Source organism: Parabacteroides distasonis, assembly GCF_004793765.1.
In the GTDB taxonomy this organism is placed as follows: Bacteria; Bacteroidota; Bacteroidia; order Bacteroidales; family Tannerellaceae; genus Parabacteroides; species Parabacteroides distasonis_A.
On sequence record NZ_SRYM01000023.1, the window covers coordinates 1 to 25,866 of the forward strand.

Genomic DNA, 25,866 nt, shown 5'->3' on the forward strand with positions numbered 1-25,866 from the left:
TTACACACGTTCTTTTAATTGTTAATTGCGTGTGAAGTAAATCTGTATCATGTCACACTTCTCGATATTGCGGGTCTCGGAAGAGAAGTTCACGCCGATCTTGAAGACTTCCCGGTCGTCTCCGGCGAAGGGTAGGGCGTAGCCTTTCTCCTCGATCTGCCGCAGGGCCTCCTCGGCGGTTCCGTTGAGCTTGAACTCCATGATATAGATGTATTGGTTGGTTTGCAATACGAGGTCTATACGCCCGTTCGAGGTATGGTACTCCACTTGCGTGTACAGGCCGACCAGCTTGAAGACGATGAAGAGGACGTTCCGGTAATGCAGCTCCGTGTCTCGCTCCGGCTTTTGCCCGGCGATCACCTCGTAGGGTGTGTCGGCGAAGAAGCTTTGGAGGCGGTGGAAGAAGGCGTCGTAATTGCCAGACCGTATCTCCCGAACGAACTGTCCGATCTCGAAGGGGGCCTTAGAGGCTTGTATGCTCGTATAGAAAGGAAGTAGGTATTTGACGAAACCTTCTTCCACCTCCTTGTTCGGGAAACCCAGTCGATAAATGCCAAACTCAGGATCATAGCCCTTGATGGTCAGATACCCGCTTTGGTAGATGACGGGTATGGGATTGTTCGAGGCGGAGTCGATGCTGTTCAGCACATCGGCGTCGGTCTCCGTGTTGGCCATCTCGTAGAGGTCGTAATGGGTGTGCTTGAGCAGCTCCACGAGGTAGGAGGGTGTTCCGGTCTCGAACCAGTAGTCTCCGAATTCCATCTTAGCGAAGGTATTCAATAGGCTGAATGGATTGTATATACCCTCGGACTTGGCGGTGAAATGGTATCCGTCATAGCGTTGCTTGAGTTTTAGGCAGGTTTCCTCGTAGGTCGTCATTTGGGTATCAGCCAGTTCCTTCACTTCGTCTTCCAGATAGGCATGTATCTCTTTTTCTGTGATGCCGCATATCTCGACGTACCGATTATCCATCGACAGGTCCATGAGGTTGTTGAGGTCGCTGAATACGCTTACCTTGCCGAACTTGGTCACGCCGGTCAGGAACGCTAGGCGGATATATCCGTCCATGCTCTTCAGAACGCCGTAAAACGCTTTCAGTATAGAGCGGTAGGCCTCCTGTAACTCCGGATTCCCGATCGCCTGTAGCAAAGGCTTGTCATACTCGTCTACCAGTATGACCACTCTCCGTCCTGTTCTCTCATAGGCACGGCGTATCACGCCGGTGAAACGATCGGATGGTGTTATCTCTCTCTCGTCTTTCCCCCACAGGTCTTCCCAAAGGTTCAGATAACGTCGTAATATACTCTCTAATGCCCCAGGGTCAGAATATCTCTCCGCATTTAAATCCAAATGTAAGATGGGGTATCTTATCCAGTCTTTTTCCAATTTCTCCATTGCCAGTCCCTCGAACAGCTCCTTCTTTCCTTGGAAATAGGCCTCCAGCGTGGACAGCAGCAAGCTTTTCCCGAAGCGTCGGGGGCGGCTGAGGAAATAATATCGTCCGGTTGTTACTAATTGGTAGATTAGGGCGGTCTTATCAATATAGAGATAACCATCTTTGCGAAGGCTCTCGAAGTTCTGTATGCCGATGGGATAAATTGTCTGGTTCATATCGTCCTATATTTTATGCGACTTATAAGCAAAGTTACATAAAATATAGGAGAGGAACCGTATCTTTAGAAGTAAATTTTCAACAATAATATCTTACTATGAAGTCGATTTATAACTCGCTGATAGTAAGATGGATAAATATGCTTGTCGGATTTCCGTAAAAACACGTACATGTTTTCACGGATTCACGTACGTGTTTTTGGGGATTCACGTACGTGTTTTCCGAAAAACATGTACGAATAAAAAACAAGTCTGGAAAAATAGACAATAAGTAAGAAGTTTTTATTCCTTATACTTAGCCACCATAATCACGGGGTTGGATTCCTCATTCAATCCCGCTGCGATCTCATTCAAGCGGCCTTTCAGCTTACCTTTCCCGTAGGCTTCCACCAACTCATTGGCTTCTAGTTTCTTTATGAAAGCGATCCCATCGTTATTGATGATCTTTAGTATTCCATGTTCGTACCACATATTAACGGGTGTCTGATCTACGAAATCGTTATTATACACGACACACTCAAAGATAGCGTCCTCTTGTTTATCATATACCAAGTCGGTTCTGGGGAATCCGGTTTCTTTCTCAAAATCCCATTGTTTCTTTGTTGTTTGCATGAAATAATACCGGTCGGTAAGAATACTTGGATAAAGAAATACTTCCGGGGCCATAGTGCGGATAGGTGGAGTCCTTACGATAAAGGGTTTGATAGAGTGATCTTGCGAATAACTATAAATCGTATCTGTAGATGGCTCTACTAAGACCCAACTTCCATTTTGGGAAATTAATTCGGTATTACGAGGTCCCGCGGCCCAACCTCCTTTCGATAAAAACGGTGATATCTTATGCTCATAAGGGAGTTCGATTTCCTTGACAATGCTTCCGTCTTGTTTGGACAGGAGCCAAAATGCGCTTTTTCTCAACTTTTTATAATTGCCAATCTCATCGTAGCAGATTAAGTTGTCTTGATCGAAATTGTATATCTTCCCGCTATTGAAATTAAAATCTTTATCGTACTTTAAAGTTCGCTTAAAGTTTCCGGACAGATCGTATACGATAAACTCGCTCGAATAGTAGTTGTTGATAAACAGCTCACCTTTCTTCTCATCGAGGGCAATAGACCCGATATTCGTGTATTCTTGGCTACCTTGGCCGCTGCGGTTGATTTTTCTCTGGCCTTTTCCGGTCCGGTCGAAGATAAATATATCTCCGTCTTGTCCGTTCTTGTTTCTAAGGATTATGAGATTTTTGCCGATGGCTTGCATGCTGGCTGAGGTTATGAATTCCTCATTCGTTTCTAATGGGATGTATTCCACATCCAAAAAGTCTTGAAGAATCAGTTCCTTCTTCGGATAATTTGCCGTGATATCCACGGTTAAAAAGTCGTTAGCCGGTTGCTTGCCACTTTCGCATCCCGTTATCAGGAACAGGATCATCGCAGAGATTGTGAGTATAAGTTTCATGGTAGTATGTTTTTAAAGGTGTCCCTTTAGCAAACATATGCTTTTCTCACTGTCAGAAAAATATTTTATACATCTATTTTCGTGAATGTGTTGTTTAACATTATCTTTGCAAGACAATGAACGTGAATATGGAAGATGATTTTGATATAAGGGATGCCCGGATGCCGGAAAACGAGCGAGAGTACGAGAACGTGCTTCGGCCGCTTTCGCTCCGTGACTTCAGCGGACAGGCGAAGGTGGTGGAGAACCTGAAGGTGTTCGTCATGGCTGCCCGCATGCGTAAGGAGGCGCTGGATCATGTGCTTTTGCATGGACCTCCCGGGTTGGGAAAGACGACGTTGTCGAATATTATAGCGAACGAGTTGGGGGTTGGTTTCAAGGTCACGTCGGGGCCGGTGCTGGATAAGCCGGGAGATCTGGCCGGGGTATTGACCTCGCTGGAGAAGAACGACGTGCTTTTTATCGATGAGATTCACCGGTTGAGCCCGATCGTGGAGGAATACCTGTATTCCGCTATGGAGGATTACCGGATCGATATCGTGATCGATAAAGGACCGAGCGCCCGCTCGATACAGATCGATTTGGCTCCGTTTACATTGATTGGCGCTACGACCCGTAGCGGCTTGCTGACTAGTCCGCTGCGTGCCCGTTTCGGTATCAATATGCACTTGGAGTATTATGATATGGAGACGCTGACGAAGATCGTGCTCCGTAGTGCTAATATCTTGAATGTAAAATGTGAGTTGAACGCCGCAAGGGAGATCGCTTCCCGTAGCCGGGGTACGCCTCGTATCGCCAACGCTTTATTGCGCCGTGTGCGTGATTTCGCTCAAGTGAAGGGGAACGGAGATATCGATAAGGCGATCGCTTGCTTCTCTCTGGAGGCGTTGAATATAGACCGGTATGGCTTGGATCAGATCGATAATAAGTTGCTGACGACGATCATTGATAAATTCAAGGGAGGCCCGGTCGGATTAACGACGATCGCCACGGCTTTGGGCGAGGACCCCGGAACGCTAGAAGAAGTGTACGAGCCTTTCTTGATCAAAGAGGGCTTTATCAAACGCACGCCCCGTGGCCGTGAGGTCACCGATTTAGCTTATACCCATCTGGGACGTAGCCGGGTGGGGGAACAAGGTTTTTTATTTGATTAGACAGATACGATATGGCAGGAGGAATGAAGCGGCTCGCTAAAGAGACAGCCGTTTATGGATTGAGTAGTATAGTGGGGCGTTTCTTGAATTGGATGTTGGTGCCGATGTACACACGTGTGTTGGCCGGAACAGGGGATTATGGGATCGTGACGAATTTATATGGTTGGACAGCCCTGTTGCTGGTCTTGCTTACTTATGGCATGGAGACGGGGTTCTTCCGTTTCATCAATAAGAAAGAGGAGCAAGAGCCGATGCGGGTGTACGCTTCCGTGCTGTATTGCCTGCTGGGAAGTTCGGCGCTGTTTAGCGTAGCGGTTTTCGCCTTGTTACCATCTATTAGTGCCGGCTTGGGATATGGTGACCATCCGGAGTATATCGGGATGATGGCGGGTATCGTGGCGGTAGACGCTTTTTGTTGCATTCCGTTCGCTTATCTTCGGTATAAGGGGAAAGCATGGCGTTTCGCCGGGATTAAGTTGCTGAGTATTTTCTTGAATATTATCTTGAATATATTCTTCTTGATCACTTGTCCGTGGTTGCATTCGCACTATCCGGAGGCGATAAGCTGGTTCTATCGTCCGAATTATGGGGTAGGCTATGTATTCGTGGCGAACGTATTTACGACACTGATAACCTTATTGCTTTTGATCCCGGATATCTTGCCGGGCATACGGGCGAAAGTAGACGGAACGGTATTGAAACAAATCTTGCGTTATTCCTTCCCGATCCTCATTCTAGGTATTGCCGGTATCTTTAACCAGACGGCAGATAAGATCCTGTTTCCATTCTTGTTTGATGATAAGGAGTACGCGAACGAGCAATTGGGTATATACGGCGCATGCTTCAAGATCGCCGTGGTGATGGTGATGTTCACGCAGGCTTTCCGGTATGCCTATGAGCCGTTTATTTTCGCTAAAAACAAGAGCGATGATAATAAGAAAGCCTACTCGGAAGCGATGAAATATTTCATCATATTCGCCTTGTTTATCTTCCTCGGGGTAATGTTCTATATCGATATCTTGAAGTACTTTGTCGGGCCGGCTTATTATCCCGGATTACGGGTAGTGCCGATCGTGATGCTGGGCGAGTTGTTCTTCGGTATTTATTTCAACCTCTCCTTATGGTATAAGCTGATCGACCAGACACGATGGGGCGCCTATTTCTCCACGATCGGATGTGTGGCCACGGTCTCTATCATCTTGCTGTTTGGTCCCTCGCAGGGTTATATGGCTTGTGCGTGGGCATCGTTCTTTTGTAATTTATTGATGATGCTTCTGTCTTATTTTGTGGGACAAAAGAAGTTCCCGATTGAGTACGACTTAAAATCCGCGTTTCTTTATTTTGGGGTGGCGGCGGTGTTATATGTGGCTGGCATGGCATTGCCGATACAATCTGAATGGCTCCGGTTGGGATACCGCACGATCTTATTAGGCGTATTCATCTCATTTATGGTTAAAAGGGATTTACCCTTACGGGAAATCCCTTACATAGGACGTTATTTTCAATAAATTGGAATATCTTTGCGAGACAGAATTAATTATGTTATCGTATGGAAAAAGGATTGCTACATAAACAGATTATGGATTTTTTTGTCCGTAATTTCGATGTCAGGCAGGACAAAGAGGATGAACTGGACACGATAGAATCTATTGAGAAGGGAGTCGAATTTAAGAGGACAAATTTATGGGTACTTATTTTCGCTACGTTTGTGGCCTCTCTCGGATTGAATACGAACTCTACAGCCGTGATTATCGGTGCTATGTTGATTTCGCCGTTGATGGGACCGATCATGGGCTTCGGTTTGGGATTGGGAATCTCCGATTTTGAGTTGATCAAGCGTTCGTTTCGTAATTTTGCTACCGCTACTATTTTTAGCGTAATTACCTCCACCTTATATTTTTTGATTTCTCCGATCAGCGAGGCACAAAGCGAGTTACTCGCCCGTACGCAACCTACGGTATACGATGTATTGATCGCTATTTTCGGCGGTCTGGCCGGAATCGTGGCGAGCTCGACAAAGAGTAAGGGTAACGTGATTCCGGGTGTAGCTATCGCTACGGCTTTGATGCCTCCGCTTTGTACAGCTGGATTTGGGTTGGCGAGTGGCAATTTGTATTACTTTTTCGGTGCTTTTTATCTGTATTTTATCAATACGGTTTTTATTAGTTTGGCTACGTTTGTCGTTGTTCGCTTGCTGAAATATCCGAAGAAAGTTTTCTTGGATAAACAACGGGAAAAGATCGTGACTCGTTACGTGGGTATCATTGTTTTTTTCACGATCGTGCCGAGCCTTTTCTTGAGTTATAACTTGATTCGGAGTAGTTATTTCAATGAACGGGTACGTAACTTCGTATCGGAGGAGTTGACTTTCCCGAATACGCAAATCTTGAATAAGGTCGTTACGGATACGAGCGAGAAAAGGGAGGTGAAAGTAGTCTTGATCGGCCAGACAGTACCAGATGAGATGATCGCTAACGCCCGGGCTAAATTGCCTAAGTATGGATTGAAAGATGTGCATTTAGTCGTACAACAAGGTTTTGGACAAGAGGCCACGGATATCAATGAGTTGAAAAGCCTCTTGATGCAGGATTTATATAAGAATAGCGAGGAGGTACTACGTGCGCAGACCATCCAGATAGATTCGTTAAAACGACAAGTTGACAAATATCAGAGTTATAGGCGTTTGACATCCGAGTTGATCCCGGAGATGAAGGTTCTTTTCCCCTATGTAGTTGAGGCTTCTTGCTCGAATACGTATATCGTAAATACGGAGACGGCGAAGCCGGATACGGTTATGCTGGTTTATCTGAAAAGTAAGACGATCATTAAAGAAGCGGAACGTAAGAAGATCAAGGAATGGCTATCGGCTCGTGTGGAAATGAAAAATATTAAATTACTAATCGAATAATTTAGACTAATAAGAGTAGAATGAAGTTGATGAAAAGAGTGTGGGCGGTTTTGTTGCTTTTAGCCGCTTCCGGCCAGTTATATGCCGATGAGGGCATGTGGGTGCTGAAGGAATTAAATAAGCAGAATTTGGCAAGAATGGCCGAGTTGGGTTTTACCCCATCCTATGATCAGTTGTATAGTGAGACGGAGCCTTGCGTGGCGAACGCAGTGGTAATCTTCGGTGGGGGATGTACCGGTATTACGGTCTCTAACGAGGGGTTGATCTTCACGAATCACCATTGTGGTTTCGGAGCCATCCAGCAGTTGAGTAGTGTGGAGCACGACTATCTGAAAGATGGTTTTGTCTCTCAAAGTAAACAGGAAGAACTTCCGGTTCCGGGCTTGACGGTACGTTACCTGAAAGAGACCGTAGACGTGAGCGATCGTATCAACAGCCAGATCTTCGGTATCGAGGATGAGTTCCAGCGTTTGTCGGCGGCTGATTCTATCGGTCGTGTGATTTGTGATTCCGTGGGAAATAATGAGTTCCTAGCGGCTGATGTCGTTCCTTTCTATAGTAATAACAAATACTTCTTGGTGGTGTACGATGTTTATCGTGATGTGCGTATGGTTTTCGCTCCACCTAGTTCTATTGGTAAGTTTGGTGGCGATACGGATAACTGGATGTGGCCCCGTCATACCGGTGATTTTTCCGTATTCCGTGTGTACGCCAACGCGGATAATAAACCGGCGGAATACAATGTGGATAATAAGCCTTATACCCCGAGATATGTAGCGGAGGTGTCTATGCAAGGCTATCAAGAAAAGGATTATGCTATGACAATCGGTTTTCCGGGAAGCACGGATCGTTATTTGTGTTCTTGGGGCGTGCAACAGCGTATCGAGAATAGTAATAAGCCCCGTATCGAGGTGCGTGGCATCAAGCAGGGCATCTGGAAAGAGGCGATGTTGGCTAGCGATGCTGTACGTATCAAATATGCCTCTAAGTATGCGGGAAGCTCCAATTATTGGAAGAACTCGATCGGTATGAATAAAGGATTGGCGAATCTAAACGTGATCGAACGTAAACGTGCGGAAGAGACGGCTTTTGCTGATTGGGTAGCGAAAGATCAGGCCCGGGGAGCTAAATATGGCGAGGTCTTGAATTTGTTGGAAAAAGGATATACCTCGACCAATAAGTATAGGGAGGCGTTGACCTATTTGAATGAGGCGTTTTCCAGTGGAGCGGAGATTATTCGTTTGGCCCGTATGGTGCAATCGGTGGATATAAACGGAGCTACTCCGGAAGAGATTACTGTCTTTTTAGAGGATCGTATCCAACCGTTCTTCAAGGATTACGAACCGTCTTTGGATCAGAAGGTACTGGCCGCAATGATGAAGATCGCGAAAGAACGTGTATCTCCGGAGTTCTTGCCGGATATTTATACGAGCGTTGATAAGAGATATAAAGGGAATTATGAGAAATATGCGGCGGATGTATTTAAGAAGACTTCCTTATTGTCGTACGACAAGATCGCCGGGATGCTGAGAAATCCGAAGCAATATGAGAAATTGAGAAAAGACCCGGCGGCGGAATTGAGCTTGTCCGTATTGGTATCTATCTTCCAGTTACAGCAGTTGATGGGCGATGCGGAGTATGATATCGCTAAGGGAGAACGTTTGTATTTCGCGGGCTTGAAGGAGATGTATCCGGAGAAAGCTTTGTCTTCCGACGCTAATTTCACGATGCGTTTGAGTTATGGTTCTATCGGAGGGTATCGTCCTTATGATGCCGCATGGTACAATTATTACTCAACGGATAAAGGTATCCTAGAGAAAGAGGACCCGACGAGCGATGAGTTCTGGGTACAACCGGAGATACTGGATCTGGTTCGTAGCCGTGATTTCGGACCTTACGCGAATGAAAAAGGGGAATTGCAGCTGTGCTTCCTCTCGAACAATGATATCACCGGGGGTAATTCCGGTAGCCCGGTATTCGATAAGAACGCCCGTTTGATCGGACTTGCTTTCGACGGTAACTGGGAGGCGATGAGTGGTGATATCGCTTTTGAACCGGATTTGCAACGTTGCATCGGCGTAGATATCCGCTATGTCCTTTTCATGATCGATAAATGGGGTAAATGCCCGAGGTTGATTGAAGAGTTGAAGCTGGTTCGATGAGAGAAAAAAGAGATGGGCATCCGTGATTTCCGCGGATGCCCATTCTAAGGAGCTAATAATGCCCATTGTAAGGTGCTTTGAATGCCTATTCTAACAACCTTACGATGGGCATTGTAATATCCTATACGATAGGAAAGTTCTAAATGCCTAATTTAGACTTGATTGCCTTTGGTATCGCATCCTTATGTACCATGATATAGATCGTCTTGGCACGGACAAAACTATCGGACATGTTCAAGTAACCTCCGAAAGTATTACGCTCAGTTCCCCAAGAATTCTTCGTGATATAATATTTCGTGCCGTTCTGGTCCTTGGCGATACCGGTAAGGTGCATCAGGTGATCGTCGGTCGTGACGAATGCCTCGAAGCCCTCTTGACGGACCTGCGGGGTGACGTTTACTTCCGGGAAAGGTTTCTCGAATTTGTAGACTTCCTCCAGACGTTCCTTCTCGTCCATTTTCTCGAAGCGGGCACGGTCGGTAGTCGAGTAATCTTCCACCTTCTTTACCTCCGGGTTGATCGCTACACCGTTCTTGAAAGAGAAACCTTTCTCGCTCACGTCGCCATCCCAACATACCGTGTAACCATTATTTAAAGCGTAATCCGCAACCTGCATCAGCTCATCCAACGGGAGGTTATACATTTGCGCATGCTCCCAGTTATCGGGAACCTCTACCTCGAATTTCTGGTAATACGGATGATGCGTGAAGCTCGTCAGCTCGATATAATCATCCATATTCAGTCCAAGGGAGGCGGCGAATGTCTTCGGAGTATACTCCTTGCCTTGATAGGTGAATTTCTCCGGGAACTTGCCTAGATAAGTATCGAATAGGTTATCGATCAGTTTGTAATATTCCGGGCTCCGTTTCTTCATATCCACGGCGGTTGTGGCGATCGCCTTAATATATTTTACCATCTCGGCGTGGTTATGTCGGTCAGAATCGTAGTTGATACCCGAGTACACTTCTTCCGGAACAATACCCACTTGATTGAAAGCGTTCATGAAGGTGTGGGAGAGACTTCCTTGGCCGATATTACCTCTACCGTGGCGGATGTAATTATCCTGTAACTGGTTCATGTATTTTTGGCGGACGATAAACATCTCGGAGAGATCGTACGTCCCTTTTCCCATACGGAGTAATTCCGACTCCATGAAAGAGGTCGTGGCAAAGCACCAACAGGTTCCCGTGGATGCTTGATTCTTGACTGGCGTGGCAGGTACCTTTACTACATCCGTAAATTGGTAACCTTGTGCGAATGCGCTCAAAGAACCTAACGCTAAGGCGCATGATAGAATGAATGTTCTCATCGTATATGAATTTAAGTTTATATTATTATTGTTATAGAGACGGGGCATGCCCTGCCTCTACTATCGGATGGGTGGTTAAAAGCCTCTTTCGAATTGGGTCCAGAATGAGTCTCCCATTTCTCTCCAGCGTAGCATCGTGGCTCCGGCGAAATCGGCGGTATATCCGGTCAGGTATTCTTTTGCGGCCTCCTCACCTTGTTGGGTAAGAATCTCTTTGTAACGGCTCTCTATGAAAGGAAGCTCTGTCTGCCCTTTCTCTGTAAAGTGAGCGATAGATGTTTTCATACGATCTTTAGTCGCTCCCCAACGTACGGTAGCGAGTTTGTTGGCACGACGGAAAGTCCATACGGCGGCATCTTCCCGATAACGGTGCTGTCCGCAAACCTTGAAACAGGCCGGGAGGTCTTTCGTGCCACAGAAGATAGGGATACGGGGGCTTTGTCCGGGATTATCATAGGCCATCCAAACCACACCGCCTATCGCGTCGGGTAACCAGTCACGTAACTGGATCACGGTAGAGTAGGAGCATTGTGGCACGGCAACCAAACGGTAGCTTTTTACGGCATCCGGTTTTAACCCATTCAACATGTTTACCATATCCCGGGTCATCCAAGGATTGGCTACCGGACTGATAACCGTATCAGTCTCGTTACTATCTTTTTTCTTTACGGCTACTTTCAAGTTTCGGGTCATGTCGTATTCCGTACCCTCGTACGTTTCGGAGAGGAGAGCCATCACATCCGTTACGGATACTTGCTGATCCGGTTTTACGCTGATGGGAAGTTCTTCCGCGTCATACGATAAATGTAAAGAAGGAGCTAATTTATTCAATATAAAGAATTCACGGATACTGAAGGATTTCATCTCACCGGAATAATTTCCGCCTCCATACGCTTCCCAAAAGCGGAACGGTTTCTTTCCGTCCCAGAAGCCTATGCGCTTGGCTACCTCGAATACGTTGGCGGAAGCCATGCAATTGTCCGTATCTTTCGGATCGACCTTAGAGATACGCGGGATATTCGCCGATACGCCTACATGATCGTCGGGGATACGGATCGCCGCCCATACGCCACCGATCTTATCCGGACCCTCGCCGAAGACCTCGAAATGCCATACCTCTTTCGGATCCGCTATCGTAAGGCACTCGCCCCAGTCGCCATATCCGTATTTCTCGATCAACTCGCCCATCAAACGGATGGCATCACGGGCGGTTGTGCAACGTTGTAAGACGATTCGCTGAAGTTCTTCGATCATGAACATTCCTTTCTTATTGACGAGGGCTTTCCGTCCGGTGATCGTAGTCTCGCCGATACCCAGTTGCTTCTCGTTCAGGCAAGGATAAGCGGTGTTTAGGAATTGATACGTAGACCGGGCTTCGGGCAGCGTTCCTTTCGCGATCATCCCCCGGGTTCCCTCGGCGTATTCGGTGTGCATACGCCCGGTATAGACCGTTGTTGTCGTATCGTGATCGTACGAGGTGGAAGGTACTATATCCATCCAAGTACGGTAATTACTATCGCAGGTGTGGCTGGTCATCACGGAGCCATCCGTCGAGGCTTTTTTCCCGACCATGATACTTGTACAACTCTCCGGGTTCAACACCGGCTCCGGATACTGGATCTGTTGCGCCACGGAAACGGATAGGCTGGCGCAAAGCATAAGAACATAGGTAAAAAGTTTCTTCATATTTCTTGTGTTATCTAGATGTTTTTCGGCTGTAAATATACAATAAAAGAAGCGTGATCCGTAATAAACGAACCACGCTTCTTTGATAAATGTATGTATAAGTTGTATGTTACTTACGTTTCTTCTTATTGCGAGGAACGTCCTCGTAGAATTTACGCTTCGGTTTATCATCGCCACGGTCGGAACGTTTGCCGCCACGGTCTCTTTCCCGACGGCTATTTTTGCCTCTTCTACCGCTATCCCGTCTATCTCTGAAACCGTTTCCGCTACGGCTACCTCCACGACCGCCTTTGCCGCCTTCACCTTTCGCTTGCGCCGGTTCCACGGAGATACGTCGTCCGTCTATCTCGAAGCCGTTCATCAAGTCCATGACACGGTTGGCTTCTCTCTCTTCTACCTCGAAGAATGAGAAATTATCACGTAAGTCGATACGACCGATACGAATCTTGCCCGGTACGCACTTGTTGACTAACTCGATGAGTTGAGGAGGCGTAAGTTCGTCTGTCTTTCCAAAGTTGATAAAGAAACGGGTGTAACCTTCTTCCGCTTCGCCTTTGCCGCCCCGTTTGCCTCTCTCTCGGGGAGCGTTCTCGTCTACGACCTCGATATCATCGTTATCTTTATAATAGTCGATCATCCGGTTGAACTCCAAGGATACGACACGTTTGATGATATCTTCCTTATCCAGCCATTCCAATTTACGGTAGATAGAAGGCATCAAACTGGCGATTTCCTCCTCGTTCACTTTCACTTTCTCGATTTGGTCTACCAAGTTGAACAATTGCTTCTCACAGATTTGCTCACCGGTAGGCATCTCGCCCCTGTCGAATTTCTTGTTGATGATCCGTTCGATCTCGCGAATCTTGCCTTTTTCCCTTACGTGGCAGATAGAGATAGCGATACCCGTTTTTCCCGCACGGCCCGTACGTCCGCGGCGGTGGGTATAAGATTCTACCTCATCCGGCAGACCGTAATTGATTACATGGGTTAAGTCATCCACGTCCAAACCACGTGCGGCTACGTCCGTAGCGACCAATAACTGGATATTCTTGATACGGAACTTCTGCATCACGTAATCACGTTGCGCTTGGCTCAGCTCGCCGTGCAAGGAATCGGCGTTATAGCCGTCTTGAATCAATTTATCGGCAATCTCTTGTGTCTCCTTACGGGTACGGCAGAAGATGATACCGTAGATGTTCGGGTAATAATCGGCTAGACGTTTTAAGGCGAGATATTTATCCTGCGCACGAACCATATAATAAATGTCGCGGATATTCTTGTTTCCCTCGTTCTTCCTGCCAATGACGATCTCTTTCGGATCCTTCATGTATTTCTTGGTGATAGAGGCGATCTCTTTCGGCATGGTTGCAGAGAAGAGCAGCATATTGCGGTTCTCAGGTACAGCTGCCAAGATCTCGTTGATACTGTCGGTGAAACCCATGTTCAACATTTCGTCCGCCTCATCGAGAATGACGTTCTTCACGTTCCCCAGATCAACCGTCTTGCGGTTCATCAAGTCGATCAGACGTCCCGGGGTAGCCACTACCACGTGTACGCCTCTCTTCAGTGTCTTGATCTGACTCTCTATACTAGAACCTCCGTATACAGGGAGAACCTTCAGGTTATCGATGTATTTAGAATAATCGTTCAAATCGTCCGCTATTTGTAGGCAAAGCTCGCGTGTCGGACAAAGGATAAGCGCTTGAGGCTGATATTGAGAGACATTGATCTTTTGCAGGATCGGCAGGCCGTAAGCGGCTGTCTTGCCGGTTCCTGTTTGTGCCAATGCGATTACGTCGTTATCTTCTCCCAGTAAGAAAGGAATCACTTCTTCCTGTACGGGCATGGGCGATTCGTAGCCCATCTCTTGAATTGCCTTTAATATCGGTGCGGCAACTCCTAATTCTTCAAATGTTTTCAAAATGCGATTGTGTATATATGATAATATTCAGTGGCCGCAAAGGTACGTAAATAATTCGGATTCATATCAATAAAGTAATATATCTTTTAGCCTTTCACGTTTCTTATCAGTAAGACGTAATCCTTTCGACAAATATTTCTCGGTGGAACCGTACTCTTTCTTGATTTTATGGAAAGCTAGGTCCATGAGCCCCTCGTTGGCCGTAAGGAATACCGTAATGCTTTCTTGGGCGTCTGTGGAGAGATGTTTCACGATATCAGCTAAATGACTCGTATCGATATATTGATTGGAAGTCAAGTAGTCTTCCATGATGGCATCCCGGGGAATATCCAAGGCGGCGAGTAACATGGCGGTGAGAAACCCGGTACGATCCTTTCCGTAGGAACAACTGATGAGAATGGGGTAATTATCCTCGTTCTGGAACTGTTCCAGTACCTTGGCGAACTGATCGGTATTATCTGTCACGAATTGCAGGTACTCGTCTTCCATATATACCCCGGCGTCTCCTTTCCGCATTCGTCCCTCGATAACACGTTGGGGGGCATCGGCGATCTTGCCGACCGGGATGGGGATTTGCAGGATATTTGCTTTTGTATATTTGATAGGGGCAGTGAGAGTTTCTTGGTTCGTGCGGAGGTCGATGATGGTCTTGATCCCTAGGTTATCCAATCGGATGGAGTCCCATTCGCTTAAACTGCTTAACTCGCCGGAGCGAAATACCTTGCCCCATTTCACCGTCTTCCCGTTTGTAGAGGTATAACCGCCTAGATCCCGGAAATTCTGTACGCTATCCATAACCGCCGAGCGTGCCCCGATAATCCGTGCGTATTTATCATTAAAAGAAAGGCGGAAATACTTACGTGATATATTATCGTTCGTGATGTAAGTAGCCACACCATCCTTGATGTTGGCGTAAATGATCGGGGACTCGTTGGTGAAAAGATCCGGGTTGTCGGACACGGTCATCTTGACAATCCCCTCCGTTACCGGATCGGTTTCCCATTTTATCACGTAATTTCCGATGTCATCGCGTAGGCAAATAGCTCGTATGTCGGGTGCGTTAGAGGAACAACCCACCAACATGGTTACACTGGCGAATAGAGAGAGAATCTTTCCTAACATTGTCTTCTATGATAATAAGCTTTCCTTACAAAGATAGTAAAACAAGTTTTCCCCGCTTCCTCATTAATGATATTTAAGACTGGCTAACATACTTCGCTGCGAACTCCTTGGATATATAATTATCATAGCTTTGGCAAACCTCGGAGGCGAGGTCCATTCCGCAACGGATGATTTTTTCCCAAGTTTCCTGATCCAAAGACGGAAGGTCCGCATGGCGTACGTCATACTTTAGAAGTCCATAGACAATACCCGCGTTAAAATTGTCGCCGGCGCCGATGGTACTAAGCGGCTGGATTTGCGGGGAATCGAAATGCCGTGTGAAATTACGGGTGTGGAGATTGACTCCGTTCGCCCCGTGAGTTGTTAAGAAACGATCACAATAAAACTGGATATGCTCCTTGTAGATCTTCTCTGCGTCGGTCTTGCCATAGAGGTTCTGGAAGTCCTCGTCCGAGCCTCGGACGATGTCGGCGAATTCCAGGTTTTCCAGTACGGTAGGCATGAGGCGGATCGCCTCATGAGCGTGCGCCTTGCGGAAATTGGGGTCGTAATAGATGATCGCTTTCCGTTCTTGGGCGTATTGCAGAAATTCTACCATACGGGCCCGTAAGACCGGATTCAGGGAATAATAGGAGCCGAATACGAAAATATCGTCTTTCTCGATCTTTGGCAGGGGCACTTCCAGCCGTTGCGCCGGGTAATCCTTGTAGAAGATATAATTGGCGTTTTTATCATCGTCTAGGAAAGCGAGTGATATAGGACTTTTCCCATCGGGAAAACGGTCTACAAACTCGGTCGTGATGTGGTTATCCTCCATGAAATCCCGAATCATGTCGCCCACCCGGTCGTTGCCCAGCTCGCTGATAAAAGACACGGGGACATTCAATCGACCTAATGATATCAATCCGTTGAAGACGGAGCCACCGGGAACGGCCTTCTGTGGTTGGTCGTTCCTGAAAATGATATCGAGGATGGTTTCTCCTATACCAAAGACTTTTCTCATGATCTATACACTGGTTTATTATTCATTCTTGCTTTGCTCACGGCTCTTGGAGCCTAAGTAGCCCCCGTGATGGCGCTTGGCGTAATCCTTGTTGGTGAAATGGATACGCTTCATGGTTCCGACCACGAGGATATCACCTATTACCGTCATGACGGTCGTGGAGGTAGTGGGCGTAAGGCCCAGCGGACAAACTTCCTTGGGGGCGCCGGTCAACAGGCATACGTTTGCCTCAGCAGCTAGGGGACTATCGGGGTTGCTGGTGATGACGATAAATTTCATGTCCGGCACCAAACCTCTCGTGAGATCTACCAGTTCCACCAGCTCGCGTGTCTTTCCTGAGTTGGAGATCAATAACATGATATCGTTTTCGCGTACGATTCCCAGATCTCCGTGTTGTGCCTCGCTAGGGTGCAAGAAGAAGGCAGGCGTACCGGTCGAGCTAAAGGTGGTAGCTATATTCAAGGCGATTTGCCCGGCTTTCCCCATTCCACTCATGATCAGTTTTCCACCTAGGTCGTGTACATGTTTCACTATAAGCGATACCGCTTCCTCATATCCGGGCGTAACGGGTATGTTGCGAACCGCTTCCGCTTCCTGCTCCAATAAAGAGGTGATATTTTCGTTTACCATATTGTTGATTGTTTACGGCATTCCTGCCTGAATAACGATCGCGAAAGTATTTATATTTACTGATATTGGCATCATCTATTTCAGACAATTTATCTTTTTAAGACGTTTGCGAACTCTGACTTCGGCTTCCATTTCGGGTATCCGGTATCTTGTGCCAGTTTATAACCGAGGTCGAAGAATAATTGTACTTCTTGTAACAGACCACTGTAATCATCCGTGTCGGGATAGGTCTGGTCGGTCGGTTTGTGGTAAGTTTCCGCCCAATAGCGTGCGATATGCTCTTTGGCCCACTCCTTGCCCTGTTTGCGGTTGTCGTTCCAACCTTTGGCGAACATGGCCGGGATGCCTTTTTGTACGAAAGGGAAATGGTCGGAGCGGTAGAACATCCCGTTGTAAGCGTCGGGGTCGGGCATGATGTAACGGTTGTATTTCTTCGCTAGCTCGGCTAAGGTATCATCCAGCTCGGAGTTGCCGTATCCGGTGATCGTGACATCGTTGTTCTCGCCCCATAGCGGGAAGACATCCAGATTGATTACGGCGGCTATCTTATCGATCGGGAACAACGGGTGCTCCACATAGTATTTCGTACCGAGGAATCCGGTCTCCTCGCAAGTAGGGGAGAGGAAGACGATATTCCGGCGGGGTTTCTCTTTCAAGGCATTGAAACAACGTGCCATCTCGAGCATCCATGCGATGGCTACGGCGTTATCGGTAGCGCCGTTGATGATACTGTCGCCGTTGATCGGTACTCCATAGCCTAGATGGTCCCAATGGCCTAGATAAATAACACTCTCATCCGTGTTCCCGCTACCGGGAATATAACCGATTACGTTGGGGCTTTGTTGGCGGTCGAAGGTGTTCCTCATCGAGACGGTTACCGTAGATTTCAAGGAGATGGGCTTGAAGTCTGGCGATTTAGATTGCTCGATCAGTTGGTCAATGTCGTAGCCATTATCGGCTAGCAATTGCTTGGCGGCATTGAATTGGATCCAGCCGTTTAGCGGGCAATGATAAGCATCGCTATCGCTGTCCACATACATCTTAGATTGGGCGGAAGCTCGTACGACCGACCAAGGGTAGCCCGCTCCCCGGTCTTCATGGATGATCAAGACTCCTTTCAATCCCTGCCGGGCTCCTTCCTCGAATTTATACATCCAACGTCCGTAATAGGTCATGATATCACCGTTGAAATAATCCGTGTTGTCGCTTCCGAGCCCCGGATCGTTAACGATAACGACCGCTACTTTATCCCGCGGGTTCTCGATTCCCTCGAAATCATTTTTCCCATACTCGGGGGCTACGATCCCATAGCCGGCGAATACCAGTTCCGCGTTGTCTATATCGATCTCCGGCTCGATCCGTGCGGAGAAAGCGGTGTAACCTTCCAACCAATCTAAGGGGATTTTCCCTTTCGGGGTCTTTAGGACCATCGGGTTCGGGCATCGTGTGCGTGAGGATATGATATTAACCTGTTGGAAATAAGAATCGCCGTCTATGGGTTTCAGCCCAACCTCTTTCATCTGGCGAGCGATATAGTTCACCGCACGGTCGGCCCCTTCCGAGAATGGTTTACGGCCTTGGCAGGAGTCATGCGAGATGGCCTCGGTGTATTGCTTTAGATGTTCCGTGGTCGCAAGGCTTTTCGCTTTCTCTATATCGTTGCCTCCTCCTCCACAGGCGGAAAGAACCAAGGAGGTGATCGTTAGTAAACAGGTTGCTATTTTCATGTTTCTCATAGAATTACAATGTTTTTTCAATCAGCCATTCACCTAAGTTGCGAGTGGCTGCGTCGAAAGCGACCCCCACTTTGACTACTTCCCGTTCGTCGGCCGTATAAGGAATCAGATAGCCTCGATCGTCGATTTGCCGGATCGCCTCTTCCGCCGTACCTCTCAGCTTAAACTCGAATACGTAGATGTAGCGAGGAGTTTTTACGATGGCCTCGGCACGTCCTTGGGCCGAACGTACCTCGGCCTCTAGTTTCTCTATGGCTAATCCCCGGAACAATTCTTTCTTCCCCTCGAAATGAGCCTTGAATGTCGATAGCAGCAAGCTTTTCCCGAATCGCCGGGGGCGGCTTAGGAAATAAGGGACACCTTGGTATGCCATTTGATAAATGAACTCGGTCTTGTCAACATACAAATAATTCTCTGTACGTAGTTTGTCAAAACTCTGTATGCCGATCGGTAATTTCCGGACGATATATCCCATAGCCTTATCTGTTTAATTTACACAAATGTAGGTATTTTTTCCAAGGAGGCAAATAGATCGAAAAAAACACGTACGTCTTTTTCCGGAAACACGTACATGTTTTTTGAAAAAGACGTACATGTTTTTCCGGAAAGTCTTTCGTACCTTTGCGGGCTGATACAAACAAGAAGGAAAATGGATTATATCGCTCATACATTGCCGAATGGACTTCGCATGGTACATCTCCCGGTTAATTCCCCGGTCTCTTACTGCGGTTTCGCTGTGAACGCCGGTACACGGGATGAGAACGAGGATGAATTTGGCTTGGCGCATTTCGTTGAGCACATGATCTTCAAAGGTACGGAGAAACGGAAAGCGTGGCATATCCTGAACCGTATGGAGAACGTAGGAGGGGAGTTGAATGCCTATACTACGAAGGAAGAGACTTTTGTTTATTCCATTTTTATGGAGGAGGATTTCGGCCGGGCGTTTGAGCTATTGACCGATTTGGTTTTCCATTCCCAGTTTCCGAAGCAGGAGATCGAGAAGGAGGTAGACGTTATCTTGGACGAGATCAATTCGTATGAGGATAGCCCCTCGGAACTTATATTCGACGAGTTTGAGAACTTGCTTTATAAGGGTCATGCCCTCGGGCATAATATTTTAGGGGATGAGCAATCTCTCCTTCGTTTTGACTCTGAGTCCGGTCGTTCTTTCATGCGTCGTTTTTACGCTCCGGAGAATATGGTGTTCTTCTCGATGGGACGAAAGGACTTCAAGAAGATCCTGAAATTGGCGGAAGCCGTTTTAAGCGATATCTCTTTCCCGATGGCCGAACGGAACCGGAGAGCTCCGGACCCCATCGAGGCTCGCGTACGCCAGATTCCTAAAGATACCCATCAAGCCCACGTACTGATCGGTGGCCGGGCTTTCAGTATGCACGACAAAAAGCGCATCCCTTTATTCTTGTTGAACAATATCTTAGGCGGCCCGGGAATGAACAACCGCTTGAATGTCTCCTTGCGGGAAAAGCATGGCTTGGTCTATAACGTAGAATCCAGCATAACCTCTTATACCGATACCGGACTAGCCAGTATCTATTTCGGTACAGATCCGAAGAACCGAGAGAAAGCGATGCGTTTGGTGCATAAGGAACTGGCCCGTTTACGCGACGTAAAGCTTTCCTCCACTCAATTAGCCGCCGCCAAGAAGCAGGTAACCGGTCAGCTGGGCGTGTCGGGCGATAACCGGGAGGGCCTTTTCCTTGGCTTAGGAAAAAGCTATCTCCATTACAACCGTTACGATACTCTCCCCGAGGTTTTTGCCCAGATCGAGAAACTGACCGCCGAGCAAATCCTAGACGTAGCGAATGAGGTGTTCGCTCCGGAACAGTTGTTTTGCTTGATTTATGAGTGAGGCTAAAAGTCCGTTCCTTTATGTATATACATCTTTTGTAACCCTCTTATTCTCTGTCGGATAAGTATATATCCTTCGTTCGCTGGCACCGAACGATCATTCAACGCCGGCGAACGATCATTCAACGGTACTGAACGATCATTCGGCGGCGTCGAATATAGAATAGATTAGGTTGTGATCGACTTTATATATCGGTGGTATACGGAAATTCTTTGGTTGTCAGCCTATAACCTACCTTGGGAATCGTGGTTAGTTCCAGGGTATCGTCTTCGGACAGGTACTTGCGAAGTTTCGCTATAAAGTTATTCAAGCTCTGTTCATTCGTATAGCCATCGTCCCAGAGTTCCTGTTCCATTTCTTGTCGGCTGATGGTTTCATCCGGATGATTGGCGAGGAGTGTCAATAATTTACCCTCGGATAGGGAGAGCTTCTTTACGATCTGTTCTCCCTTCATCAGGATATGGTCTTGCGTATATAGAGTGAGCTGTCCTACCTGTAGATAGGACGCCTGTGATGAGGTATTCGTATGTCTCTTGATATAAGCCACTAACTCATCGATCTCGAAAGGTTTCTTCAGGTATGCGATCCCACCGGCATCCAATGCCTGTGTCACAAAAGAGCTTTCGGTATGCGACGATACGAAAAGGACGGGTATATCCGGTAGGATAAGTCTCAATTCGGACGTAGCTTCGATACCATTCTTTTGCCCGATCTCTACATCCAGTATGAGGATATCCGGACATAATTCTTTAATGACAGATTGGATGGCTACAAGGGATGTCTGGTAATAAGTCTCATAACCAAGGCTATTCAATGCTACCGTAACGACATTTCCCAATGCTATATCATCATCGATGAATAAGACTTTTATTTTTCCCATGATCGATTGTTTTTCTTGATTTATTGAAGTGGGACCGTAAAGGTGAATAGGCTACCTTTATTTTCCTCGCTGCTTACCTTTATTGATTTCGATGACGCTAACTGGCTGTACCTCTCCGGATCTGCCACGCATTATAAGTTTGATCACCATTATAACGGTATGCTCCGTACAGACGATCGTGTCACGCCATTGAGCTATGATAATATTGAGCGGTTGGGCAAGTATCGGGGCAATTTACTCTATCGGCATTCCTTCTCGAAAACCTCCCTGCTTGACGTGAAGGCTCGTTACTTCGATTATTCTTCGGATTATAAGAGCGAGATTGATTCACGCTCGAAGATGCGTGAGGGGAGTGGCGAGATCCTGTATCAACGGCGTGCTATCGACCTTTGGGAAAATCCGCTGGACTTGACTTTCGACTATAAGGGCATCTATCGTAAGAATTTTACGGGCAAGGAGCGAGAGTGGCTCTCCACGCAATGGATCCATGCCGTCAACGCCTCGGCCTCGTATGGGGTAGGTAACCTGTCGGGGTACCTCTCCCTCTCGTATGATTACATGCATCAAAAGTTGGAGGGGGGAACCTCGATCGATCGTCATTCCGTCCTTCCGGTGGCCTCATTGCTCTATAAGAATCCCACGTTGTTCGACTTAAGTGCGAATTATTCTCGCAAGATCACCCGTCCTAGCATCGATTATCTGAATCCGGAGGCCTATGTTTTCAGTCCGCTTTATATCCGGACTGGTAATCCGGGGTTGGATACGCAGGTAAATAATGAGGTGTCGTTGCGGGTAAGTCGTAGCCTTCCCCATCAGCATACACTCTCGTTGAACGGTTATCATCTTTTCAACAACAAAGTGATAGGCGAGGTAATCTGTGAAGAGGGCGACCGTACGTTTTACAGCTATGACAATATCGGCAAGATGTGCGTGAGCGGCGTGAGTTTGAGCTGGTTCGCCTCGTTGCCCAAATCGTTTTATCTGAATGTGATGTTGGGACCCAGCCATCATAAGTATGCGGCACCGTCAGGGACTGCGTTGGTGCGTGAGAACGGGGGTTGGTCATTTATGAGTTATTTGGGTGTGGGTACTACGATCAAGGACTTCCTGACCATTGATCTAGACTATAGCCATAACTCCCGTATGTATCAATTGGTAAGTACCGTGAAGATGCGTCCGATGGTGAACCTCAATGTTGAGGCCAGTCTGTTGAAAGATAAATTGAAGTTGGGGCTGTATTGCATGGATTTGGGCGGCTGGTCAACCACGACTCGCTCGTCGGTATGCGGGGAGTCGTTTGAGCAAGATGCGGTCACGAGGAATAAGGTCATGAATTTCACCTTTTCTGTACGTTACTTGTTTGGCAAGAAATTCAGTAATAATGGCTCAACTGGTTCCGTGATCGACAATTCGGATATTATAACGAAATAGGATATATATCAATGATTTTATATATGTTCTTTCTTATCGTTCCGATGATTGGGATAACGTAGTGTTGGATAAGTATTCCATGGCTACTGGTGAGTATGTAGGGAGTTTTGAGATTCCGGAACTTCCTGTCCGTAATAACCATGTGGATGAGATACTACAAGCGGGGGACAGGATCTTATTTTGTGCGGAAGGCAAATTTTACCTGTTTTCTATAAGCGAGTGAGCTATTTATTATGGAACCTATACCCAACTCCCAGCATCAAGTTATTCGGATTATGGAATTTGTGCAGTTGGTATCCGACATGCAGGAATAAATTTCGTGTGACCGATACCTTGAGGGCTAGGATCTGGTATAATCCTTTCAGGTCGCCCTTGTTGTAAAATAAATTATGTCCGACTCCTATATTGATCGAGAAGAAGGGCATGGTGAATTCGCCACGGGCAGAGAGACCGATACCGATTTGCTCGTGTAGGGGCGGACGGTAGAATCGGGGTTCTTCGCCGATTTGGATGATCTCGTCGGAATAAATATTGGCACTTTCGTCATATTGGCCGTCTAGAGAGATACCTGCTTTTAGGAATCGGTTGAATCTGTACATTGGGTTGAGGTTGAATCCAAGGATGCCGAACTGACCTGGAAAAATATGGGCCTCATCACCTAGCATAACCCCCTTAGCACGGGTCGCACCGTATAGGATGACATCGTAACTGACACGTTGCCAAAAGCTGGAGAGGTATAATTGATTTGCCGGTAAGGAACGTGCGGTACCTATCTCATGATGGCTTTCCTCGATCGGATTGAGCGTGTAGACGAGTCCGATCCGGCCACCAATCGTATTCAATCCCGCATTCGGAAGATGAGTATTTCCGTTTGAGTAGTGCGTTAAATCCGCCCCGACGAGCAGGTTGCAATAACGAGATAGTTTCGCGTTGAGGAAAAATCCCAGATTGATATAGGCATTGATCTTAGAACCGATGATCTTATTACGGTAATTATTGTTTTCATCATACGGATGCCACCTGAATGAGGCTCCGAAATTCCATTCATAATCGAAAGATAGCCGGGAAGATATTTGGGCGATGCGGGAGCTTTGGAAAACATACGCCGCCCAAGGATTACCTACTTCCTGCCGGTTCCCAAAGGTATTATAAGAAACGCCTATTCCTTGGTACGTGTGCGGATAGAGCAGGCCCTCCTTAGAGTTCGGATTCTGTTGGAACCCGTATTTCAAATGGAATGAAGCCGCCTTTCGTAAAGTAAGCCTGTTTCCATAGCCGTCATCTTTGAGGAATTTGCTAGTAGGGGCGACATACGAGGGACGTATGTCGAATCCTATTTTGTGGACTAGGGATTTATCGTCATCTTGAGCTTTTACCGTACAGGCCCATATCATCAGGACCGTTATGTAAAAGCTTATCATCTTGCTTTTTATCATACTTCAATACGTTTGTCTGATCACCAACACTGCGCTTTGTCTTTCAACTCGGGTATCTTGTTCTTATCGAATACAGGGCTTTTGATACCCGCTTTCTTTTGGGCTACGTAATCCTGTAATAATAGGAATGCCTGACGGCTCAACAATGAGATCGCAATCAAATTGCAGATCGTCATAAGTCCCATAGTCACGTCCGCTAGGCTCCAAGCCAAGTCTAAACTAGCCAACGCACCGAACATGACCATTCCACCGACTAATATACGATAAATAAACAAGACGCTTCTTTTGGATGTGATAAAACGAATGTTCGCTTCCCCGTAATAGTAATTGCCGATAATACTGCTGAATGCGAACAAAAGGATCGCTAAAGCGACAAACGTACTGCCAGTGCTGCCCACCTCGTTGCTTAAAGCTTGTTGTGTGAGCTGGACTCCATTGATGGAGCCGTCTAATGGCACTCCGCTAAATAAAATAATAAACGCCGTACAGGTACAGATAATCAACGTGTCGGTAAATACGCCTAACGCTTGGATCAACCCTTGTTTGACCGGGTGGGAGACATGTGCGGTAGCCGCTACGTTCGGTGCCGATCCCATACCCGCCTCGTTACTGAACAAACCTCGTTTAATCCCTTGCATCAACGCCGCTCCGACACTGCCGCCTATCGCCTGTTCCCAACCGAATGCGTTTGACAGAATGGTTTCTATAACAGCAGGTAGGCGGGTAATATTAAACAGTACAATTCCCACCGCCAATGCTATATATCCTAATGCCATGACTGGTACGACAATACTACTTACTCTTGCGATACGATGAATGCCTCCGAATATGACGATCAGTGTTAGTACCGTAAGAATCGCTCCGATCCAGGCATGATCGATACCGAAAGCACCTTCCCATGCGGCGCAGATCGTATTACTCTGCACGGAATTGAAAGCGAAACCAAAAGTGATGGAGATCAATGCGGCAAACAAAATCCCCATCCATCGTAATCCTAAACCGTGTAACATATAGTAAGCGGGACCACCGATGAACGAATCTTTCCCTTTTACCTTATATAATTGCGCTAACGTAGACTCCACGAATGCGCTGGAGGAACCAAGTAAAGCGATCAGCCACATCCAAAATACGGACCCCGGTCCGCCAATCGCTACAGCTGTCGCTACTCCTGCCAAGTTCCCGGTCCCTACACGGCTGGCTAAAGATACGGCGAAGGCTTGGAAAGAGGAGATATGCTTTTCCCCTTTTTCCCCTTTTCCGGCAGAATCGCCTAATAACCGGATCATCTCACCAATCATGCGGAATTGTACGAACCTGCTCCGTATCGTAAACCATACGGCGCATCCCAATAGCATGATGATAAGGATGTATGACCATAATATATCGTTGATTCCGCTGATCCAATTATTCAATAGCTCCATGACTTATAATATGTTGTTTGGTTACAAAGATACGTATCTACGAGGCAAAATCATCGAAATATTATTTTTTTATTATTTTCTTGTAACGTTTTCCAAACTACTTTCGTCTTATAGATAGAAACAAATGA

Annotated in this window: 19 protein-coding genes; 6 read left to right on the top strand and 13 right to left on the bottom strand. The window is 46.9% G+C overall.

Annotated features, from left to right (window positions below; all coding sequences use genetic code 11):
* Nucleotides 1–21: 21 nt before the first annotated feature.
* Together E5342_RS09600 and E5342_RS09605 are read right to left on the bottom strand one after the other, a co-directional pair.
* Entirely contained in the window at nt 22–1,611 is a 1,590-nt protein-coding gene (locus E5342_RS09600; protein ID WP_135959282.1) for an ATP-binding protein, read from the bottom strand.
* Between the two features lie 282 nt (nt 1,612–1,893).
* A complete protein-coding gene (locus E5342_RS09605) occupies nt 1,894–3,069 on the bottom strand; it encodes a 6-bladed beta-propeller (protein ID WP_135959283.1) in 1,176 nt (391 codons plus the stop codon).
* 128 nt (nt 3,070–3,197) lie between these two features.
* On the opposite strand from E5342_RS09605, the gene ruvB reads away from it, so the two are divergent.
* The 4 genes from ruvB to E5342_RS09625 are packed head-to-tail and all read left to right on the top strand — an operon-like array spanning nt 3,198 to nt 9,293.
* Entirely contained in the window at nt 3,198–4,223 is a 1,026-nt protein-coding gene (ruvB, locus tag E5342_RS09610; RefSeq protein WP_011967062.1) for a Holliday junction branch migration DNA helicase RuvB, read from the top strand.
* 11 nt (nt 4,224–4,234) lie between these two features.
* A complete protein-coding gene (locus tag E5342_RS09615; RefSeq protein ID WP_135959284.1) occupies nt 4,235–5,731 on the top strand; it encodes a lipopolysaccharide biosynthesis protein in 1,497 nt (498 codons plus the stop codon).
* Nucleotides 5,732–5,772: 41 nt separating this feature from the next.
* A complete protein-coding gene (locus E5342_RS09620; RefSeq protein WP_135959285.1) occupies nt 5,773–7,131 on the top strand; it encodes a TIGR00341 family protein in 1,359 nt (452 codons plus the stop codon).
* 29 nt (nt 7,132–7,160) lie between these two features.
* On the top strand, nt 7,161–9,293 hold the full coding sequence (locus tag E5342_RS09625) for a S46 family peptidase (protein ID WP_349237387.1): 2,133 nt from the start codon (nt 7,161–7,163) through the stop codon (nt 9,291–9,293).
* Nucleotides 9,294–9,432: 139 nt separating this feature from the next.
* On the opposite strand, the gene E5342_RS09630 is transcribed toward E5342_RS09625, so the two are convergent.
* The 8 genes from E5342_RS09630 to E5342_RS20335 all read right to left on the bottom strand — a co-directional run bounded on the left by E5342_RS09630 (nt 9,433) and on the right by E5342_RS20335 (nt 19,175).
* Nucleotides 9,433–10,602, bottom strand: coding sequence for an aminopeptidase C (locus E5342_RS09630; RefSeq protein ID WP_121736598.1), 1,170 nt, complete (start codon nt 10,600–10,602; stop codon nt 9,433–9,435).
* 75 nt (nt 10,603–10,677) lie between these two features.
* The gene (locus tag E5342_RS09635; protein ID WP_135959286.1) at nt 10,678–12,288 is read right to left on the bottom strand and encodes a dipeptidase; all 1,611 of its coding nucleotides are present in this window, start codon (nt 12,286–12,288) and stop codon (nt 10,678–10,680) included.
* A gap of 109 nt (nt 12,289–12,397) precedes the next feature.
* Nucleotides 12,398–14,152, bottom strand: coding sequence for a DEAD/DEAH box helicase (locus E5342_RS09640; RefSeq protein WP_121736596.1), 1,755 nt, complete (start codon nt 14,150–14,152; stop codon nt 12,398–12,400).
* Between the two features lie 123 nt (nt 14,153–14,275).
* Entirely contained in the window at nt 14,276–15,331 is a 1,056-nt protein-coding gene (locus tag E5342_RS09645) for a tyrosine-protein phosphatase (protein ID WP_121736595.1), read from the bottom strand.
* 73 nt (nt 15,332–15,404) lie between these two features.
* Nucleotides 15,405–16,334 (bottom strand): carbohydrate kinase family protein, encoded by a 930-nt coding sequence (locus E5342_RS09650; RefSeq protein WP_121736594.1) that lies wholly within the window; start codon nt 16,332–16,334, stop codon nt 15,405–15,407.
* 18 nt (nt 16,335–16,352) lie between these two features.
* Nucleotides 16,353–16,964 carry an SIS domain-containing protein gene (locus E5342_RS09655; protein WP_121736593.1) on the bottom strand — a complete coding sequence of 204 codons (612 nt, stop codon included), beginning with the start codon at nt 16,962–16,964 and terminating at the stop codon, nt 16,353–16,355.
* 89 nt (nt 16,965–17,053) lie between these two features.
* Entirely contained in the window at nt 17,054–18,700 is a 1,647-nt protein-coding gene (locus E5342_RS09660; RefSeq protein WP_135959287.1) for a M20/M25/M40 family metallo-hydrolase, read from the bottom strand.
* 4 nt (nt 18,701–18,704) lie between these two features.
* Nucleotides 18,705–19,175 carry an AAA family ATPase gene (locus tag E5342_RS20335; RefSeq protein WP_135959288.1) on the bottom strand — a complete coding sequence of 157 codons (471 nt, stop codon included), beginning with the start codon at nt 19,173–19,175 and terminating at the stop codon, nt 18,705–18,707.
* 174 nt (nt 19,176–19,349) lie between these two features.
* Between E5342_RS20335 and E5342_RS09670 the strand changes: the two genes are divergently transcribed.
* Entirely contained in the window at nt 19,350–20,570 is a 1,221-nt protein-coding gene (locus tag E5342_RS09670) for a M16 family metallopeptidase (RefSeq protein WP_135959289.1), read from the top strand.
* 184 nt (nt 20,571–20,754) lie between these two features.
* On the opposite strand, the gene E5342_RS09675 is transcribed toward E5342_RS09670, so the two are convergent.
* Entirely contained in the window at nt 20,755–21,450 is a 696-nt protein-coding gene (locus tag E5342_RS09675) for a response regulator transcription factor (protein ID WP_121736589.1), read from the bottom strand.
* Nucleotides 21,451–21,492: 42 nt separating this feature from the next.
* Here E5342_RS09675 and E5342_RS09680 point away from each other — a divergent pair, with 42 nt between their 5' ends.
* Nucleotides 21,493–22,881 (top strand): outer membrane beta-barrel protein, encoded by a 1,389-nt coding sequence (locus tag E5342_RS09680; RefSeq protein ID WP_135959290.1) that lies wholly within the window; start codon nt 21,493–21,495, stop codon nt 22,879–22,881.
* 224 nt (nt 22,882–23,105) lie between these two features.
* On the opposite strand, the gene E5342_RS09685 is transcribed toward E5342_RS09680, so the two are convergent.
* On the bottom strand, nt 23,106–24,317 hold the full coding sequence (locus E5342_RS09685; protein ID WP_135959291.1) for an acyloxyacyl hydrolase: 1,212 nt from the start codon (nt 24,315–24,317) through the stop codon (nt 23,106–23,108).
* A 20-nt stretch (nt 24,318–24,337) separates the two neighbouring features.
* Nucleotides 24,338–25,738 carry an alanine/glycine:cation symporter family protein gene (locus E5342_RS09690; protein WP_135959292.1) on the bottom strand — a complete coding sequence of 467 codons (1,401 nt, stop codon included), beginning with the start codon at nt 25,736–25,738 and terminating at the stop codon, nt 24,338–24,340.
* Between the last annotated feature and the right edge of the window lie 128 nt (nt 25,739–25,866).

Coding starts and splice junctions, on each gene's coding strand:
- E5342_RS09600 (WP_135959282.1), bottom strand. CDS start 1,611: ATGAACCAGACAATTTATCCCATCGGCATACAGAACTTCGAGAGCCTT.
- E5342_RS09605 (WP_135959283.1), bottom strand. CDS start 3,069: ATGAAACTTATACTCACAATCTCTGCGATGATCCTGTTCCTGATAACG.
- ruvB (WP_011967062.1), top strand. CDS start 3,198: ATGGAAGATGATTTTGATATAAGGGATGCCCGGATGCCGGAAAACGAG.
- E5342_RS09615 (WP_135959284.1), top strand. CDS start 4,235: ATGGCAGGAGGAATGAAGCGGCTCGCTAAAGAGACAGCCGTTTATGGA.
- E5342_RS09620 (WP_135959285.1), top strand. CDS start 5,773: ATGGAAAAAGGATTGCTACATAAACAGATTATGGATTTTTTTGTCCGT.
- E5342_RS09625 (WP_349237387.1), top strand. CDS start 7,161: ATGAAAAGAGTGTGGGCGGTTTTGTTGCTTTTAGCCGCTTCCGGCCAG.
- E5342_RS09630 (WP_121736598.1), bottom strand. CDS start 10,602: ATGAGAACATTCATTCTATCATGCGCCTTAGCGTTAGGTTCTTTGAGC.
- E5342_RS09635 (WP_135959286.1), bottom strand. CDS start 12,288: ATGAAGAAACTTTTTACCTATGTTCTTATGCTTTGCGCCAGCCTATCC.
- E5342_RS09640 (WP_121736596.1), bottom strand. CDS start 14,152: ATGGGCTACGAATCGCCCATGCCCGTACAGGAAGAAGTGATTCCTTTC.
- E5342_RS09645 (WP_121736595.1), bottom strand. CDS start 15,331: ATGTTAGGAAAGATTCTCTCTCTATTCGCCAGTGTAACCATGTTGGTG.
- E5342_RS09650 (WP_121736594.1), bottom strand. CDS start 16,334: ATGAGAAAAGTCTTTGGTATAGGAGAAACCATCCTCGATATCATTTTC.
- E5342_RS09655 (WP_121736593.1), bottom strand. CDS start 16,964: ATGGTAAACGAAAATATCACCTCTTTATTGGAGCAGGAAGCGGAAGCG.
- E5342_RS09660 (WP_135959287.1), bottom strand. CDS start 18,700: ATGAGAAACATGAAAATAGCAACCTGTTTACTAACGATCACCTCCTTG.
- E5342_RS20335 (WP_135959288.1), bottom strand. CDS start 19,175: ATGGGATATATCGTCCGGAAATTACCGATCGGCATACAGAGTTTTGAC.
- E5342_RS09670 (WP_135959289.1), top strand. CDS start 19,350: ATGGATTATATCGCTCATACATTGCCGAATGGACTTCGCATGGTACAT.
- E5342_RS09675 (WP_121736589.1), bottom strand. CDS start 21,450: ATGGGAAAAATAAAAGTCTTATTCATCGATGATGATATAGCATTGGGA.
- E5342_RS09685 (WP_135959291.1), bottom strand. CDS start 24,317: ATGATAAAAAGCAAGATGATAAGCTTTTACATAACGGTCCTGATGATA.
- E5342_RS09690 (WP_135959292.1), bottom strand. CDS start 25,738: ATGGAGCTATTGAATAATTGGATCAGCGGAATCAACGATATATTATGG.